The 17,874-nt window shown below is 35.7% G+C and carries 19 protein-coding genes and 2 pseudogenes; 11 read left to right on the forward strand and 10 right to left on the reverse strand.

The genetic code is table 11. The annotated features are described in order from the left end of the window. Nucleotides 1-3: 3 nt before the first annotated feature. The 4 genes from JO40_RS05155 to JO40_RS05170 all read right to left on the reverse strand — a co-directional run bounded on the left by JO40_RS05155 (nucleotide 4) and on the right by JO40_RS05170 (nucleotide 5,873). Nucleotides 4-1,194, reverse strand: coding sequence for a TraB/GumN family protein (locus JO40_RS05155; protein ID WP_044978409.1), 1,191 nt, complete (start codon nucleotides 1,192-1,194; stop codon nucleotides 4-6). Further along, nucleotides 1,181-2,164, reverse strand: a complete 984-nt coding sequence (locus tag JO40_RS05160) for a DHH family phosphoesterase (protein WP_044978410.1) — start codon at nucleotides 2,162-2,164, stop codon at nucleotides 1,181-1,183. Before JO40_RS05160 ends, JO40_RS05155 begins: the two co-directional genes overlap by 14 nt. 66 nt (nucleotides 2,165-2,230) lie before the next feature. Continuing rightward, nucleotides 2,231-4,069, reverse strand: a complete 1,839-nt coding sequence (locus JO40_RS05165) for an ABC transporter ATP-binding protein (protein ID WP_044978411.1) — start codon at nucleotides 4,067-4,069, stop codon at nucleotides 2,231-2,233. Between the two features lies 1 nt (nucleotide 4,070). Continuing rightward, nucleotides 4,071-5,873: an ABC transporter ATP-binding protein gene (locus tag JO40_RS05170; protein ID WP_049992346.1), complete on the reverse strand. Its 1,803-nt coding sequence runs from the start codon at nucleotides 5,871-5,873 to the stop codon at nucleotides 4,071-4,073. Between the two features lie 416 nt (nucleotides 5,874-6,289). On the opposite strand from JO40_RS05170, the gene JO40_RS05180 reads away from it, so the two are divergent. Next, a complete protein-coding gene (locus JO40_RS05180; RefSeq protein ID WP_044978413.1) occupies nucleotides 6,290-7,054 on the forward strand; it encodes an Rpn family recombination-promoting nuclease/putative transposase in 765 nt (254 codons plus the stop codon). Between the two features lie 74 nt (nucleotides 7,055-7,128). On the opposite strand, the gene JO40_RS05185 is transcribed toward JO40_RS05180, so the two are convergent. The 4 genes and pseudogenes from JO40_RS05185 to JO40_RS05200 all read right to left on the reverse strand — a co-directional run bounded on the left by JO40_RS05185 (nucleotide 7,129) and on the right by JO40_RS05200 (nucleotide 10,208). Then, nucleotides 7,129-7,890: a class I SAM-dependent methyltransferase gene (locus JO40_RS05185; RefSeq protein WP_044978414.1), complete on the reverse strand. Its 762-nt coding sequence runs from the start codon at nucleotides 7,888-7,890 to the stop codon at nucleotides 7,129-7,131. A gap of 100 nt (nucleotides 7,891-7,990) precedes the next feature. Then, nucleotides 7,991-8,737: a histidine kinase AtcS gene (gene atcS / locus JO40_RS05190; protein ID WP_044978415.1), complete on the reverse strand. Its 747-nt coding sequence runs from the start codon at nucleotides 8,735-8,737 to the stop codon at nucleotides 7,991-7,993. Next, nucleotides 8,737-9,457: pseudogene (gene atcR, locus JO40_RS15170) on the reverse strand (response regulator transcription factor AtcR). Before atcR ends, atcS begins: the two are co-directional and overlap by 1 nt. Nucleotides 9,458-9,473: 16 nt before the next feature. After that, on the reverse strand, nucleotides 9,474-10,208 hold the full coding sequence (locus JO40_RS05200; RefSeq protein ID WP_044978416.1) for a hypothetical protein: 735 nt from the start codon (nucleotides 10,206-10,208) through the stop codon (nucleotides 9,474-9,476). 283 nt (nucleotides 10,209-10,491) lie between these two features. Between JO40_RS05200 and JO40_RS05205 the strand changes: the two genes are divergently transcribed. The 10 genes and pseudogenes from JO40_RS05205 to JO40_RS05245 all read left to right on the forward strand — a co-directional run bounded on the left by JO40_RS05205 (nucleotide 10,492) and on the right by JO40_RS05245 (nucleotide 15,628). Further along, on the forward strand, nucleotides 10,492-11,463 hold the full coding sequence (locus JO40_RS05205) for a hypothetical protein (RefSeq protein WP_044978417.1): 972 nt from the start codon (nucleotides 10,492-10,494) through the stop codon (nucleotides 11,461-11,463). Between the two features lie 231 nt (nucleotides 11,464-11,694). Further along, nucleotides 11,695-12,123: a hypothetical protein gene (locus JO40_RS05210; RefSeq protein ID WP_044978418.1), complete on the forward strand. Its 429-nt coding sequence runs from the start codon at nucleotides 11,695-11,697 to the stop codon at nucleotides 12,121-12,123. Nucleotides 12,124-12,139: 16 nt separating this feature from the next. After that, nucleotides 12,140-12,382 (forward strand): hypothetical protein, encoded by a 243-nt coding sequence (locus JO40_RS05215; RefSeq protein ID WP_044978419.1) that lies wholly within the window; start codon nucleotides 12,140-12,142, stop codon nucleotides 12,380-12,382. Between the two features lie 29 nt (nucleotides 12,383-12,411). Continuing rightward, nucleotides 12,412-12,567, forward strand: a pseudogene (locus JO40_RS15175) (death domain-containing protein); the annotation flags it as partial. Nucleotides 12,568-12,711: 144 nt separating this feature from the next. Continuing rightward, nucleotides 12,712-13,143, forward strand: coding sequence for a YdbC family protein (locus JO40_RS13870; protein WP_158506571.1), 432 nt, complete (start codon nucleotides 12,712-12,714; stop codon nucleotides 13,141-13,143). A 109-nt stretch (nucleotides 13,144-13,252) separates the two neighbouring features. Further along, nucleotides 13,253-13,621, forward strand: a complete 369-nt coding sequence (locus JO40_RS05230; protein ID WP_245609020.1) for a hypothetical protein — start codon at nucleotides 13,253-13,255, stop codon at nucleotides 13,619-13,621. A gap of 2 nt (nucleotides 13,622-13,623) precedes the next feature. After that, a complete protein-coding gene (locus tag JO40_RS05235) occupies nucleotides 13,624-13,944 on the forward strand; it encodes a TfoX/Sxy family protein (protein ID WP_044978421.1) in 321 nt (106 codons plus the stop codon). 180 nt (nucleotides 13,945-14,124) lie between these two features. Then, on the forward strand, nucleotides 14,125-14,430 hold the full coding sequence (locus JO40_RS14510) for a flavodoxin family protein (protein WP_245609021.1): 306 nt from the start codon (nucleotides 14,125-14,127) through the stop codon (nucleotides 14,428-14,430). Continuing rightward, a complete protein-coding gene (locus tag JO40_RS05240; protein ID WP_245609022.1) occupies nucleotides 14,403-15,008 on the forward strand; it encodes a 4Fe-4S dicluster domain-containing protein in 606 nt (201 codons plus the stop codon). Before JO40_RS14510 ends, JO40_RS05240 begins: the two co-directional genes overlap by 28 nt. A gap of 170 nt (nucleotides 15,009-15,178) precedes the next feature. Beyond that, nucleotides 15,179-15,628 (forward strand): flavodoxin family protein, encoded by a 450-nt coding sequence (locus JO40_RS05245; protein ID WP_044978422.1) that lies wholly within the window; start codon nucleotides 15,179-15,181, stop codon nucleotides 15,626-15,628. A gap of 84 nt (nucleotides 15,629-15,712) precedes the next feature. Here the strand turns inward: JO40_RS05245 and JO40_RS05250 are convergent, their stop codons facing one another. Then, a complete protein-coding gene (locus tag JO40_RS05250; RefSeq protein ID WP_044978423.1) occupies nucleotides 15,713-17,134 on the reverse strand; it encodes an ABC transporter ATP-binding protein in 1,422 nt (473 codons plus the stop codon). Then, nucleotides 17,134-17,832, reverse strand: a complete 699-nt coding sequence (locus JO40_RS05255) for an energy-coupling factor transporter transmembrane component T family protein (RefSeq protein ID WP_044978424.1) — start codon at nucleotides 17,830-17,832, stop codon at nucleotides 17,134-17,136. Before JO40_RS05255 ends, JO40_RS05250 begins: the two co-directional genes overlap by 1 nt. Nucleotides 17,833-17,874: the final 42 nt, after the last annotated feature.

Genomic DNA, 17,874 nt, shown 5'->3' on the forward strand with positions numbered 1-17,874 from the left:
CTTTTATTTGATCAGATTAGCAATAAGGGCAGGAACAGTTATAAATGTTCCTATTGAGCTTCCAAGCGAAGAAAGAATAAAAACAAGAAGAACCTTTGTGATTCTGTTTTTATACCAGCCGGATATTTTTGCTGCATCATTTGTAAGGTTTTCCATATCCCTGACTTGCGGCTTTTTTGCCCAAGCCTGTACAAGGCCTGAAATCATGCCTATACCTAAAAGCGGATTTATTGTTGTAAATGGAGCTCCTAAAAATGAAGATAGAATAGCCAGAGGATGACCAAGGGCGATAATAGCTCCTATCGCTGCAAGCCCTCCGTTCCAGAGAACAAAGGACAAGAGCATTTGCCCTGTTTTTATACCGCCTCCTTTAATAAAGCCTAGAACAATCAAGCCTATTATAATTATAGGAAATATCCAAGAAGCAATTTTGCTTCCGGTGCTTTTCGGCGGGATTGCCTCAATGTCGGAGACATCTGTTGTTTTTGTACCTGCTTCCAATTCTTTTATAAAGCGTTCGGTACCCGGAAGATGGCCTGCACCTAAGACAGCTACAATTTTTTTTCCGCTGCTTTCCCAAATTTTTGTTGCGAGATAGCGGTCTCTTTCGTCTATTAAAACCCCTTTTATGTTCGGAAGATATTCGGCCATTTCCTGCATCATGTTGTCCATTGCACTTTGATTCTTTAATTTTTCTATTTCGGCTTCGTCAACTTTTTCGTTTGAAAAGGCGGCACTTAACAGGGTTGCTAAAAGTTTTGACCTTCCCCAACCCTTATTTTTGGCCCAAGCTCTTTTTAATGTTATGTGAATAGGGCGGTCAACCATTTCGGTTTTTATGTTCAGCTCTTGAGAAACTTCAATAGCCGCTTTCATTTCATCGCCCGGCTTTATACCGAGATCGCTTCCGAGTTTTTTTTGAAAAGAGGCAAGAACCAAATTTGCAAGAAGTAAAAAGCCTTTTCCTTCCCTTAATATTTGGGAAATATTGATTTGCTGCCATGCGTCTTTTGAGGTTAAGGACTTATACCTTGCTTCGTCCAATTCTACACAAACACAATCGGGGTTTTCTTCCCTAATTGTAGATTCAACATCCTTAATACTTTCTTTAGAAACGTGTGCCGTTCCTAAAAGAATAATTTCGCGGTCTTTTAAAAGAATACGCTTTAAAGTTTTTTCGTTATTTTCGTCCACAGTTGTTTCCTTGTTCAGAATGAGCTAACTCAATGATAGAGTTTAAAAATTCGGCTTTACCGCAGTATTTTGCTGCATCGATTACTCCGCCTGCCATGTGTGCATGACCTCCTCCCGATCCCATATCTTTTACCGCTTCTTGAATTAGATAGCCTGCATCGAGGTTTTTATCGCGGCTTCTTGCGGAGAGTTTATATTCAGGGCCGTTTATTTCCATTACAATAACAAAAGAAATATCTTTTATCCAAATTAAAAAATCGGCTACAACCGATAAAATAGCTCTTGAGTAGTCTTCACTTAATTCTACAATTAAAAAATTATCTATGCGTAAATAGTTGGTAAAGGCCTGTCCTATTTCTTCAAGGTCACAGATGTTGATGGTTGTTTTAATCATTTGATAGGTTTTTTGCACATCCGATTTAAAGTAGAGTTCATAATAAGCGTCCAGATCAAGTTTACTTACACTTCTGGATAGAAAAGCCGTATCCAGCTGTATACCCGCAATCATTGCTGTTGCAGTTACTCTGTCATATTCTTTTCCCGATTCTTTCCAATAGGACCAAATAATGGAAGAACAGGCTCCGATACCTACCCTTATATCCGTATAAGCTGCCGTAGATTGCATCCTTGCCGGATGGTGATCTATTACGGCCTTTAAGATACCGCCTACATTTTTTACGGTTCCTTTAAAAGGAGAGCCGTCTACAATTATAACTTGGTATTTTTTTAAATCATCAATTTCACCAAGTTTTAAAAGCGGGTAGTCTAAATATTCTACAAATTCTATTAAAGATAGACTTTGAATATGGCCGCCGTAAGCAATCTCCACTTTATAGCCGTAACTTTCTAAAAGTTTTAAAAGAGCGTAGGCAGCCCCTAGGGCATCATGATCGGGAAAATCATGAGTCTGTACAAGTACCGGTTGCTCTTTGTTTAAAACCGAGCAAAGCGTAGAAAATTTTTCTTCCATGAATTTAATCCTAAAATACCGGAACAATATATCACAAAAAAAAGTGTTTTTCAATCGCCTGTGCTTTTATCTTAAAAGCTTTTCAATTTCCTCTTCCTTATAATATTGAGCTTGTGCGTTCCAGAGTTCACTGTATTTACCCTCTTTGTCTTGAAGAAGAGCATCGTGGGAGCCTTGCTGTACCAACTTGCCTTCATCAAAGACTGCAATCTCATCGCAGAATTTACATGAAGAAAGACGGTGCGAAATATAAACGGCTGTTTTGTTTCCTATGATTGTATCAAACTTTGAATAAATTTCAAACTCTGAAATCGGGTCGAGGGCGGCGGTCGGCTCATCTAGTATTATAAAGGGAGAGTCTTTATAAATAGCTCTTGCCATCGCAATCTTTTGAGCTTCGCCGCCGGATATTTCAACGCCTCCTTCTTCATAGTCTTGATAGAGATAGGTTTTTAAACCTTGCGGCATTTTTTGTAAAGTCTTTTCGAAGCCTGCTTTGGTTAAGGCGTCTTCAGCTCTTTTTTCATCATATTCCATCGAAGCTGAAATATTTTGTCCCAACATAAAAGAGAAAAGTTTAAAATCCTGAAAGACTACCGAAAATATATCCAGATACTCGTTATAATCATACTTTTGGATATTGATACCGTTTAATAAAATTTCGCCATCCGTCGGATCATAAAAGCGGGTGAGGAGTTTTATCAAAGTAGTCTTTCCGCTGCCATTCATGCCGACTATGGCAAGCCTTTGTCCTATTTTAAATTTTAAGTTCACATTTTGTAGAACATATTTTGAGGTTTTAGGATATTTAAAACCGACATTTTTAAATTCAAACTCATATTCATTGTCATCTCTTTTTTCGATAGGAAGAGAGCCTTCGTATTTTCCGTTAGATAAATTAAGATAATCGAAGATGGTCTTAAAATAATCTTTATTGGCATAAAGGCTTGAAATAGACATGATGATAAGAGTTACGGCATCGGCAGTTAATACTGCAATGCCCGTATACTGAACAATATCTCCCAACTCGATAAGACCGTAATAGGCTTTGAATCCTGCATAAAAGTATACAAGCAAAGAAGAAAAAATTGTCATCAGTCCCGTTTGAATATTGCACTTAAATAAATTATGAGACATCCGGTTATAAAAATTTTTCGTATTATTATTAACATGTTTAAGCACACTTGTAAGTAAATTATAATTATAAAGACGGACATCCTTTCCCGATTTATAATCATCGTTTATTTTTATATATTCGCGGAGTAGTCTATTTAAAAATACGACATCCTTATCAAACATTGCTTGCATTTTGATATTAAATTTTTTGGAAGCCAGTATTGAAATAAGGCTGAACGAGAAAAATAAAAGAATAAAAATCGTATTCCATAACCAATTAGCTATAGGAATAAGTTCCGATTGCATCGTAAAAAGATTTATGGAAAAAATTATTGCAAAAATAAAAGTCAATACCGAATTTATTATTGCACCGAAATGTCTGCCTACATGATAGATACCGTAATTTCCGAAGTTGTCATATTCTCTCATCTTTGTAAGACCCAACTGAAGATCAGTGTCTTCCAAAAATTCGTAATCGAGTTTCATAGTTTTTTTATTTATTTCCATATCCCTTTTATACAGTATGATACGGAATCTGTTAGTTTGAGTCTCTTCTGAAAATCTTTTTATCAAGATTAAAACAAAGTTACTTATAAGAGCTATAAGACAGAGAAATAATATTTCTTCTTTTGTTTTGCCCTTTACAAAAGCATTGATGATGAGCTTTACCAAGTAAAGGTTTATAAAAATATCGGCTGAACTTACAATTTGTTCTAAAATTAACGATGTAAATAAAACCTTATCCGTTTTATAAGAAAATTTAATAATATCTTTTATACCTGTTTTCATTTTATTTTATTCCTTTATTTTTATTGTCTTGATAGTATGAGCTTTGTATATCGAACATTTTTTTATATTCTCCGTTTTGTTTTATCAAGTCCGAATGACTTCCTTCTTCTATTATTTTACCGTTTTCGATTAAAATAATCCTATCGCAAAAACGAGTTGATGCCAGTCTATGCGAAATAAAGATTGAAGTTTTATCCTTTGTCATATTATTGTACTCGGAATAAATTTGACTTTCCGCTATAGGGTCGAGAGCCGCTGTAGGTTCATCTAAAATAGAAATAGGACCCTTTTTATATAGAGCTCTTGCAAGCATAAGACGCTGCTCCTGTCCGCCTGAAAGGTCTATCGAATTAGGCCAAACTCCTTTTACAAGATAGGTGTTTTCCTTTTCGTTTAAGTTCTCAATAATTTTTTGTAAGCCTGATTGTTTTAGGGCAGAATCAAAGTCATCTTGGTTAAATTTTTTATTTCCTGCGGTAACCAGGTTTTTAATAGTATCTGGTAAAACATACATATCCTGAAAAACAGTTGAAAATAAAGAATAGTATTCATCAATATTGTATTCGTTTATATTTTTTCCGTTTAATAAAACTTCGCCTTCAGTGGGTTGAAGCAGATTCATTATCAAACAGGTTAGGGTAGTTTTTCCCGCTCCATTTACTCCGACTATTGCAAGTTTTTCTTTATCTTCTATGCGTAAATTTAAATCTTTAAAAATATATCTCTCAGATTCGCCATATTTAAAAGAAACATTTTTTAATTCTATATCGAATTTTTTAGGAAGAAGAATGCCTTTACCTTTGGTTAATCCGTCATCAAGCTCGCAAAAATCGCGGTAATAGTCTATGCTTAAAGTTTCTCTTTTTAAGTTAGTAATCTGCGAAATAATTCCCAATAGCCAGCCTGAAAATGTTTTTATAATAGAAAATAAAAAGATAAATTCTCCTATGCCTATTTCTTTGTTTAAAACCATTCCGGTTAAATAAATATAGGCAAGACCGTCTCTTAAAAATATAAAAAGAGCCGATATAATGGCACCGATAAAATTTACGGTTTTTATTTTTCCGTAACATTTGTTTATTATTTTTAAAGAACTCTTATATGCTTGCACTATCCAAGTTTCTATCTTGTAGAGTTTTATATCTTTAGCAAATTTATAATCACAAGCCCTTTGCGTAAGATACCTCATCTTATGATGTTCTTTTTTTAAGACTTCATTTATTTCTTTATTCTTTTTTATCTCATATTTTCCGTAAAAATAACTTACTGTTCCCGATATAAAAATTAATCCGATAAGAATAGGATTAATAGAAACAATAAGGCTTCCGAAAAAGAAGATGCCGACAATACTTACAATGAGGCTGCTTATCTTTTTCGGGAATTGCTGGCTTATTGAGTAGTCATTATCTACCATATCTCTTGCTTTTTCCAAACTTAAAATTCCTTCTTGTGAAGCAATATTTTTATATGACATCGTCCACATTTTTTTGTAAAGCTCTGTCATGAGCTCTATTCTCCGGTAAGATCCGCGGCAATTAAACCTTGCATTCAGGAAGGTTTCAAGAGCTTTTAAGGCTGCTACAATAAAGGCTATAATCAAAAAATTTTGAATAAAGACGGAAATTCCTGCCTTATTTTGAATCGATTCTATTACCGCCCTCGGCAAGTAGGCACTTGCAAGAGGCGAAAAAACAAAGACAGGTATGTACAAAACCATTAGACTAAAAAGAATCTTATCGGTTTTAAGAATGTTTTTTAGCATATAAAGGCAGTTTTTTATAATCCCTCTTTCTTTTGACTCCATAAGAGTTGCCCTCCAATGAGCCTTATTATACAATAAAAACTAAGGTTTTGGGAGAGAATGGCGTAGATGGTATCAGATTTGACGCAAACGGTTTTTTGAAACGGCGGGCATCTTCTGCGTCGCACGGCAAAAAAGTGTCCTCGACGTATACCCGATACGCCTGCGGTACTTTTTTGCCTGACTCCTTGTACTTACCTCGCCTATTTTCAAAAAGATTATTCAGCAAAGAGTATTGTATTGCAAAGATGCAAAGGAATTTTGATGGCGGTTTAATAAATCTTTTCTACATTTACCCTTCGAGGGCGTACCGGGTTCTGGAGTTTCTTTTCTTAGTAAATTTAGTATAAATTCAAACATTTTTTTATAATTTACTATTTTTTTCAAATAATAACTATAAATATAATGGGAGAAAGCAAATGCTAAAAAAATTTGAAGATTTAACATTTACGGATGATTTTATGTTTTGTAAAATCATGCAAAATGAAGATTTATGCAAAGGGCTTATTGAAATGATATTATCAGATACAATAGGAAAAGTTACCTATATCTCGGTACAACATAATATTAACACTTATGAACAGGCAAAGTCCGTACGGTTTGATGTTTTGGTGCAGGCAGAAGATGGTAAACTTTATGATATAGAAGTGCAGGTAAGCAATGAACGCAATATCCCGAAGCGTATGCGGTTTTACCAAGCTGCCATAGATATCTCGTTTTTGGACAAAGGTAATTCCTATAATAACTTAAATGACAGCATTATAATTTTTATCTGCTTGTTTGATGTTATAGGCAAAAATAGGCCTATTTATACCTTTGAAAACCTTTGTATAGAGGACAAAAATACCCCTTTACAAGACGGCACTCTAAAGGTTATAATAAATGCAGAGGCCTTTAATAACACTGAGGACAAAGAACTAAAGGAATTTTTAGAATATATTAAAACCGGAAAAGTAAAAAATGAATTTACAAGGGAGATAGAAACTATGATACAAAAAGTAAAACAAAACGAACAGGCAAGACAGGAATACAGGTTATTATCTACTTTTGAAATGGATGCTAGGGATAAAGGCTTTTCTGAAGGTTTAAAGCAAACAGCTAAACTTATGAAGCTAAAAGACTTAGATATAGCTTTGATTAAAGAAATAACAGGCCTTTCTGAATCTGAAATTGAGGAACTGTAATTTTCTATTTTAATTGGTAGAATTCTATTAAATTGCACATTTAAATCAACATAGCCCGGCGCTTTAATTCATTGTTATTTTTTTTCGGCAACAAAATAATACCTATGAATTCTTCCCTTAATTACGCCTTCTTTTTTAAGAATTTCTTGCGCTTTAAAGAGATTCTTTTGATGTTTTTTTACTTCAAAGTATGGGAATTCCCAATCAATTATTCTCGCAAACCAAACAAGTGCACCCACATCATAAAATTCAATCGGCTTATAGGCTTCAGCTTCTTCTATAATATCAAACCCATTATCAATAAATTCTTGTTTTGAAATACTCAAGTAAGCATCAGGGAACGGAATTTCAACATTGCCGATTAAAAGTTCTACCAGTTCTCTGTCATTTTCAGCACCGACTTGCTGCGTAAGAAATACTCCTCCGCTTTTAAGAACTCTTTTAATTTCAGTTACATTGTATTTACCATGCCTATTAGTAATAATATCAAAGTAATTATCTTTAAAAGGAAGGGCGCCACCTCCATCGCATGGTTTAAAATCTATTCCTAAAGGAAGAAGTCTTTCCTCACATATTTTTATATTTGGATCATAGCCTTCAATTGCAGCAGTATATTTAGGATTTGAAAGAAAATATAAAAGAAATTCTCCTCCGCCTGTTTCCATATCTAATAAATAATCAGTATTACACAGATAAGATTTTATTACATTTCCAAAATCCCATGGAAGGTCATCTTCTTCTTTATACCTTCCTCTAATGTGAGAGAAATCCCAACCTTTAATATGAGCTATTTCCTGCTCATGCAGCCATTGATTTAAAAGTGTTTGTTTTTCCATGTTCTTTATTCGTAATTAGTTTATCATGTATGAAAAATGTATTCAAGGAGTGTTTGTCATCTTGTCATCTTGTTTGCCAGGCAGCAAAATTGCAGTGTTTTTAAGCGGTACTATTTGTGCTGCTATTCAAAACAATCGGAAACATAAGTTCTACGGCGAAGGCTCCTTCTTCGCTTTGACGGTTTATAAAGGCCGAATATTTTTTAACTATTGCATCGATTCGTCCCGAGCCGAATCCGTGATCTTTACCTTGTTTTGTTGTAAGAAATTTTCCTTGAGTTTTTTTGCGGCGGCCATCGCAAGAATTTGTAAACGAGATATAGAGATTATCATTTAATTTTCTTATGTACACCCTTATAAATCTTTTATCTTTTTCTTTAAGGCTTAAAGCGCCCTCAATGGCATTGTCAAAAAGATTCCCTATTATTACGCAAAGTTCAAGGTCGCTTAAGGTTATGTTTTGAGGAATGGAGGCTTTTATGTTTAGTTTTATATCATGGGAAAGAGCGATAGCTGCCTTTGTATTTAAGATTGCATCGCTCATCAAGTTTCCGGTTTTGATTACACTGTCTACCTTAATCAAGTCTTCAGTTAGATTATTTAAATAACTTTCAAGTTCATCATAGTTTTTAAATTCAAGATAAGCCTTCATAACTTGAATATGATTATGAAAGTCGTGCCGCCAGCCGCGCATTTTTTTATAGATGGAATCTACATCCTCGTAGTATTTATTGATAAGATCGTTTTCAAAATCATCGAAACGCTTATTGACGGCTCTTCTAATTAAAAAGTACAGAAGTATAAACAGCAAAAGGATTGAGCTTAAAACAAGTATAAAAATGAACATCAGATTTCTCCTTGGGTAAAAAAGCCGATAAAGAGGGTGTTGACATTTTTATATTCCCTGCGGCTTATCGGAATTAAAGTATTATCCGCAAGGACGGCCTTGTCTTTTTGAAGCTGCCTTATGTGCATCAGGTTTGCGATAAAGGCTCTGTGAGTTTTTACAAATAGTTTGGAATTTAACTTTTCTTCCGCCTCCGATAAATTCATCCTTGTTATGTATTCGCTTTTTAAAGTTTTTATTTTTAGATTATGCGAAATAGATTCTATAAAAACAATTTCAGATTGCTTTAATGTTGTAAGGCGGCCTTCGCAGGAAAAGACAAAGTTTTCTTCTTTAACTTTATCCTGTTTTTTTAAGGCTCGATCCAAGCAATCAAAGAGCTTTTCTTTTTTTACAGGTTTTTAAAAGATAGTGCAGGGCTTCGACATCGTAGCCTTCCTGCATATAGTCGGGTATACCTGTTATAAAGATGATAACTGCATTGCTTTTTGTTTTTCTTATTTTTTTGGCAAGCTCTATGCCGCTTATCCTAGACATCTGTATATCCAATAAGATTATATCTATATCGGAAAGCTCTTCAAACTCAAACCAAAACTGTTCGCCTGAAGAAAAAAGTTTAACTTCCTGCAAAAGATTATTTTTATTTGCCCATTCGTTTGCATAGTCTTTTAGGAGTCTGGATTGAACTTCATTATCTTCGATGACGGCTATTTTAAGCATAGTTCTGCTAATCTTATCAATAGAAAGAAATATACTTCTCCGGCGTCTCTTGTTCGGCTGACTTTAATTTAGTTTTTTTATTTAAATTGATATCATACGAAAAAAACGTCAAAACACTCCCGTCATATTCAGTAAATAAGAGTTGGTTATTGTCTGTAATTCTAACTTTATATATTGAGTTTGAAAGTTTAATTAAATTTTTACCGTTATAGTCAGAGATATATAGGGCTATATTATCTTCTGAATTTAGTGTGTTATCATTATTTGTGTCTTCATTTACAACGGCATAAATATTTTTATCGCAATAAATATTATTTCCGGTTTTTTCTTCAGAAAATTTATATCTATATATAAAAATATTTGAGTCAAATAATTTATACTCTTCATAACTTGTATCATTTATAAAAATTAAGTTGGTAATTCCTTCGTTATGTGATTTTTTTGAAAAACTTGTGCCGGATTTAAAGGCTGCTTCAGGTATATTATCATACAATCCATCGGCCTTTATTTTGGAACTTTTAAGATTAAAAATAAAAACATCTTTTATTTTTTTGTTGAATTCGATATATTCCCGTATCTCCTCTTTTGGATCGTCTGCAACAATTGTTACTCCATTTGAGACAGTATGGCGGCCAAATGGATTAAATGCATCTATCATAACAATAGCCCATGTAACAATCCCTAAAATTAAGAAAATAAAAATTAACACAAAATCAATTTTTTTGATTAATTCAAACGATATTTTTTTCATTTTATAACTCCTATAAGATAAATAGTGAGGCAGCATTTATGCCGAACTGTTTATCGCCTATGTTTATAAATACTGTATGAACAGTATTGTATATCTTTTTATCAAGAAGTACAAGATACCGCATTTATCCAATTTATGTAATAGAGTGATGTGCTTTTAGCTTATACTATTTTTTGAATGATGCTTTTATCAATAAAGTGAGCTTTTGAGGCACACACGCAAAAAGTCCGCCGCTGGAAAAAACTGCTTGAAAATGATATGATGTAATGAAGAGATATAAAATATGAGCGACTTAAAATTAACTCTTTTTAAAAAATGGGAATTCGATAACGAATTTTCGTATGTGTATGGTTCGGTTTTGCTGGCGGACGGAACTGCGGTAATTTTGACCTCGGAGAACACCGATTGGAAAAAATATTGCGCCATTATCCTTTTTCCCGGCGGCATAAAAAAGATTCAGATTGACTACGCTAAAACATCCAATAGGGATTATCCCGTGCTTTTTCGGTCTGGGAACGGCTTCGGTATTATCATTTCGGCAAAAGAGGTGCGGTATTATACCGGTGATTTTTCATCACACGAAATCATTCCGATAAAAAACAAGCCCTCTTTTTTAATAAGGGGAATTATCCCCGAAAAAGCGGAACAACGGTATTTTCAAAATATATCCGACAGTATGACGATTCCCGTCTGTTTCGAAAACGAAGTATATTACGGCGATGCACGGAATTTCGCTCTGCTCGAATTCGACGCTGCAGCAAAACGCGCCGAATGGAAATCTTTTTCAAACATTGATAAAAAGGCATTCACACACCGTGATGACACAACAGACGAGACGCCCAAAATAGACAGTCTGAAAATAGCAAACCGAGACATCTATGCTTTTCTTTCGGGAGAAAGTACAACATCGGTTAATAAATGGGGGATGGATTACTATGCACTTGCAAAAATTTCTGCTGGCGGGAAAGTCGTTGAGAAGTTGATCGAATCGGAAGATTTAAAAATCGGAGGTAAAAAACGCGGTGTGAACGGAATGTTCACCAACTCCGACTATGTAGTAATGACACCTCTTTTTAAGACAGATGATTGGAAGGGAAAACAAAAATTTTTTTCACTTACTGCAAGGGAATATTTTGATATCAGTCTCCCGAGAGGAATGAGCAAACATAAGGTACAAAACATCAGCCAAGATAGTTGTATTACGTCTCTTTATGACAGAGGGTTAAAAGAAGTTGCACTTTGTAAAATAGGATAACAACAGTAAGGATTTATGATATTTTTTAATTCGCAATAAACTATGATAAAATGAGTTGAATTCACATCAAAAGACCGTTTTTTTGGGTGGTAACATCATATTATCAGTTTGCTGAGGGAGTATGTTTTATTTCACAGTTTGATTTCAGGTTCGCATTTACTGAGATAAAAATGAATGCAATCATGTGATTGGCAAGGTAACATAACAATACAATTTTAGGAGGAATGTAGAATGCTGTTGGATGAGGAAAGATATGCTTCTGTTGTTGCTTATGGCAGGGATGCCGTAAGTAAATTTAATGAGAAGAGGATGGAGGAAGGATTCGCTCTTGCGGAACAAGGCTGGAAAGCTTTTCCGGAGTCGGGAGCAAAATGGAATCAGGGATACAACTATGCAAAAAGCTTTTTCAAACATGCAATGGAAAATCGTGATATGGTGATTGCAAAATGTTGGCTGGACAGAATGATAGAGAACAATGATGAACTGCATTTATATGATTTTGAGATTGAGCATATGAAAGCGAAGTATGAATTTGAAGTCGGAAACTTGGATGAAGCTTTTGAATTATGGAAGAATCTGCTCAAACAAAAAGGGGTAGGGTATCGATATTTTCAGTCTGATGATCCAAAGTATAAGGAGTTTTATAAATCTAGAAAATAAATGAGGAGAATGTATTATGAAAATGGAAACAGGAAAAAATTATCTCGTTAAAAAAGATATTTTCAGTTTCAAAAAGGGAGAAATCTGCTTATTATCCAATAAAGGATATCAGATTTACTTCGGCGAGCATAATTTTGTTTTTGTTAATGAAGAGAAGCAATGTAAATGGATGGTTTTGCGTGACGGATCAAGCGAAGATATGAGAATATATTGTCATTTGGAAGAATATTTTGAAGAAGTGAATAATACGGAAGCTTAATTGAATATCCGGAAAAAGGAGAAATTGATATGATAGCAAAGGCGGGAGATGTTTACTGCGTCTATAATAAACACTTAAAGAAATATACAGCTTGTCAAATCACAAAGATAGAAGAACATGGCAGGAAACCGCAGGCGGTAATTCTTTTACTGGATTGGTCGGGTGACCGGCCTCTTAAAATGGAGAATGACGGAGGCAGAGGTTGTCGATCTCATAAAAAAACTACAGTGAATATATCCAAAAATTTATTGCATATCGAACCGTGTCGCCACATCAAAAACAGCAGGAAAAACAATTAATAAAAAATTTTAAAGAAATGAGGGTAAATAATGAAAGCAAAATTTACAATGTATAACCATATCGGAAAACTGTGTGAACCGAATAACGGCTACACAAAAGAATTGAATCTCGTCAGTTGGAATAATCGTGAACCTGTCTACGATATCCGTACATGGAATGCAGACCATAGTGAATGGAAAGAGGGCGTTACCATAACTTATAATGAGATGCGCAAATTTCAAAAATTATTAGCTGATTATTTCAGTGCCGAAAACACGGATGAAGAACTGAGAAGTATCTATATTTCATTTGCATCAAAACTGAAAAACGGTTCTTTTGATGAAGATTTATACAATGTATTGTTTAAACAATTACAACAAAGATTCAAGCGGTGGAAAGATGATAACGCAGTACCTATGAGAACTTTTCAAGTTTGCATCGATTTGCTGTATGTGCTTTCAAAAAACAATCAGTTCCTTTGACAAGAAGATTTGGAAAAAGTAAAAGCTGCAAAAGATGAAATATACGGTCTTTTTATGGACTTCGAATAATTTATGTATTGTATAAAAAACGGTATTTTAGGACTAAAAGATGTTTCCAAATTATTTGGACGGTGCAAGAGTTAGATGTTGCACAAATGAAGATGACTTTGGAACCGTCGATTACAACAACGGCGAAAAAATCATACCGATACACTATCTTGCAATTTGCAGTTATGCAAATGAGCAAGGTTTTTATTTATTTTTTTGCGATGAAAAATTTAGCACGGTTAGTGATTATTTTTTCGATACTGTAGAAGCATGCAAAGAGATTGCAAAAAAATCAAAAGAAAATATCGAGTGGATTGAGAAAGCAAATAGTATATCCGAATTTACGTTTGGAGAAATTAAAACTTTACTATTAAAAAGCATAGATGAATATGACTGTGAAGATTTTGAAATATTGGGGTTCCGGAAGTAATTATGGCATCGAGTAAAGCATATTTGGATTTTATTTTGGATCAGCTGTCTGCTTTGGAAAACATAAGCTATCGGGCGATGATGGGAGAGTTTATCATCTACTATCGCGGTAAAATTGTCGGCGGTATCTACGATGACCGCTTGCTCGTAAAAGCTGTCCCATCGGCGATTGCATATATGCCGAACGCTGCCCGCGAATTGCCGTACTCCGGCGCAAAGGAAATGCTGTTGGTAGACGAAGTTGACGACAAAGCCTTTATAATCGGCTTATTTAATGCGATGTACGATGAGCTGCCCGCGCCAAAAGCGAAGAAGGCGAAATGAAAAACACGGGGTATTACGATTACGGCACATTTCTTATTTTTCCAATAGTCAATACTTTCTAAAATACGGTTTTGAAGCGGGTGTTAGGGCTTTGTGAATTCCAACAATTTTCCATAATATATTTTAGTTACTAAAACATATTGACAAAAAAAGGAAGATTTATTTTAAGGAGGACTTGTTATGAAAGCCGTTATTATCGTATTCAGTCCGTCAGGACATACATTGACCGCAGTGCGTATGATTCAAAAAAGTTTTGACTCTAAAGGAGGTACAGCTGATATTGTAAATATTACAAAAAATAATAATCTGTTGACTGCTTCAAAATCGGAACGGCAAAAAATGTTGGAAAATTGCTTAAAAGAGTTCGACGTGCTTTTTGCCGGAGCTCCGGTATATGCAGGGCATGAGGAAAGTCATATACTGCATATCCTTGAAGCATTGCCTTTGCCGGATCAAAAGTGTTCAAAATCGCAATTCCGTTTGTAACATACGGAGGCGCTCATTCGTTTATCTCATTGGAAGAAATAGGAAGGGCATTAAAAAAGAAAAAATATGTACCGGTTTTGGGAATAAAACTTGCTTCGTTCCATACATTAAGCAAATTTTTTCATACTAAAATATTGGAAAACAAACCCGGCAGTACGGAAGAGCGCTTAATAGAGGCGGCCGTAAGTAACATTTTCGATTTATGTTCGCATACGAAATGTATAAAAGATAACAGCGCTTCTTTTGCGTATACCAAAGGCCCCATGCGCTTTATCCTGAAAATACTTTCGCAGGAAAAAATACATAGTAAATTTAAAACCGTATCGATTATACATAAAAATTGCAGCGTATGTAAAAAATGTATTTCAGTGTGCCCTGTCAACAATTTTATATTCGCAGACGGTAAGGTATCGATAAAAAATCAAAAAAGTTGTATATTATGCGGAGAGTGTTTTTACAATTGCAGCTGCAATGCAATCGATTTTGCATACCGAATGGCTGCTCAAAAAAGATTAAACAATGGAAATATTGTTTTGGAAAAAGACCTGTCGGCAGTATATCCTAAACAATACGGCTGAGCATCTCTAAAAACTCGGTTAGATTTTTAGAGATGCCCGACGAGTATTTTTTATAAATTGTTATACTGTAATAATTTATAAAAAATACATCGCAAATAAATCTAAGGAAAACCTCTAAAAAACTGAAGTTTTTAGAGGTTCTCGGCTATAAATAATAAAGGAGATATGCTATGAGTAATGTATGTATTGTGTATAGTTCAACACATCATGGAAATACCGAAAAGGTATTACGTAAGATAAAAGAAAAATTCCCGGAAATCGAACTTATAAAGGCCGGTGATTTTAAAAGCGATGATTTTGCGCGCTATGAGGTAGTCGGTTTTGCTTCAGGAATTTTTTATCTTAAATTCGCAAAAACCGTCGACAAACTATTTGAGAAAGCTCTTGAAAGCACTGTGCAAAAACTGTTTTTTATTTACACTGCCGGAGCGGTCAATTCCAGTTTTGAAAAAGCATTACGCAAAAAAACCGAACAAAGCGGAAAAACCTGTATGGGCATATTCGGCTGTAAAGGTTTTGATACCTTCGGACCGTTAAAGCTGATAGGCGGTTTAAACAAGGATAGACCTAACGAAGAGGATTTTAAAAACGCTATTGATTTTTTTGAAAAAAAATTATGAACGGGTAAAGGATTTTTCGGATACGGCTGTTCTATTTTTTTAAGTCGTATGGAATAACGTTTAATAGCTCGCTCCAGACGGTTCTTATCCCTCAAGTGAGATCTCAAAGTTGCAGCACGCCGATATAAGTTCAAAGTCGTGAGTGATAATGATTATCGTTTTTCCGCAAGCTGCCGCGTCCAAAAAAGCTTTTGCAAGGATGTCCGCATGATAACCGTCCAAGCCGCTGGTGGGTTCGTCGAAAATGAGTATGTCTCGGCCGGATAGCAGGGCGCATGCAACGGAAAGCCTCTGTTTTTGTCCGCCTGAAAGTGTTGCTGGATGAACATCTTTTAGCTCATAGAGTCCCATCATTTGTAAAATATTCCGCGCTTGTTCAATCCTATCGGAGCTGTGCATAATGCTTAATAGAATTTCCTCAGAAACGCTTTCGGTAAAAAACTGCGTTCCCGTATCATTGGCACTGTACCATACCGCTTTGCGGCGTGCCCTCAGTCCGCTTTTTTTCCCGTTAAGCCTTATCGTGCCGTCCGACTCTTTGTTAAGTCCGCTTAAAATAAGGCCGAGAGTTGTCTTCCCAACTCCATTTTTACCGATAAGTGCAATAATTTGCCCACGCCATATGGAAAAAGATATTGTTTTTAAAATAAAGCGTCCTTTTTCTTTGCGGCATAATTCGTCAGCTTGTAGTAAGGGTTGATTTTCCGTACTATTTGCTGTACCGGAGGATGAGGCTGTTAATGGAGGAAGGGGAAGCACCGGTTTTAAAGCAGGCGTAAAAGACCTCAGCCCAAAACGTTTTTTTTGCTCAAGCGTCATTTTCTGCATTTCTTCAGCCGTACGCGTCCACTGTATTGTCCCTCCATCTATATAGACAAAACGGTCTGCTATCCCGTACAACCAGCTTAATCGATGTTCCGAAATAATCAGAGAACGCCCTTCTTCTTTTAGTTTCTTTAAAACATTACCAAGTCTTACAGAGCTTTCTTCATCGAGATTGGCAGTAGGCTCATCACATACGTATATCGAAGGAGAGAGGGCGTATACCGATGCGATTGCAGCACTCTGTTTTTCTCCGCTTGAAAATGTGTCAAGCGGATGGTCACGTAATGCCTCAAGGTGAAACGCTTTGATTGCCCTTTCCGTACGGCTGATAATCTCGTGTTGTGACAGTCCGTAATTTTCGCATGAGAAAGCGATCTCACCTGCAAGCTCGGAAGAAAAGAACTGGCTTTGCGGTTCCTGAAACACGCTGCCGATAAGCCTGCTCCGTTCCCACAATGGAATAGAAGACATATCTTTTTCTCCGATGAAAATGTTTCCCGAAAACATCCCATTGTAATACCCCGGTGCCAAACCGTTCAAAAGACGCAATACTGTTGTTTTTCCGCTGCCCGACGGTCCGGTCAAAACCGTGCATTCTCCTTCGTTAATTGTAAGATTGATATCCGATACACCTCTTTCACAGTTCTCATAATGAAAACTTACATTTTCCATCCGTATCATCAAGCAAGGCTCCTTACCATGATAACCGCAGCTGTAGTAGTGCTCCACACGATAACAGCGATATAGTCGAAAGCCCGCATTTTTTTTTCGTAATAGCTGCTCCGTTTTACCGGACACTGAATACCTCTTACAATTGCCGAGACTGCGAGCTGATCGGCAATTTGAATGCAGCGTAAAAGCAACGGAATCAGCACATATTCTCCCGTTTCTAAGGGATGAGTTAGGATGCGGATCGGTTCCAAGAGCCCTTTGGTTTTCATTGACAGACGGAGCTTTTTTACTTCTGCTTTCATCACCGGTATAAAACGGAAAATAACGAGCAGCCCCAAAATAACGGACACCGGCATTCCGATGCGTGAAAGAAAAGCTGCAAGTTCTCCGGGCGGAGTTGTTATCACATCCCATCCGGTAAGCATAACCGGCAAGAGGCTCCAACATAAAAAAATATAGAATTCCGGTATGATGATTGTTCTAATGCCATACCGGCGGATACCTATTAAGAGAAGCAAGAGCAGTGCATAAAAGAGGCCGAATGATATCAGCAGCCGCCATTTACACTGGACGGCAAGATATAAAAGTCCGATAAGCGAAAGAATACCGTTTATCCTATAATCGGCGATAAAAAATGAGCTTACAATAACGCACAAAAGCGTCCACAATTTTACCGGAGCCGTAAAATCTTTTGAAACCTTTTTCATTTAATTTTTTAACAAGGCATTTTTAAAAACTCTGATGAGCTT

The sequence above is a fragment of the Treponema putidum genome, from assembly GCF_000755145.1.
Taxonomy (GTDB): Bacteria; Spirochaetota; Spirochaetia; order Treponematales; family Treponemataceae; genus Treponema_B; species Treponema_B putidum.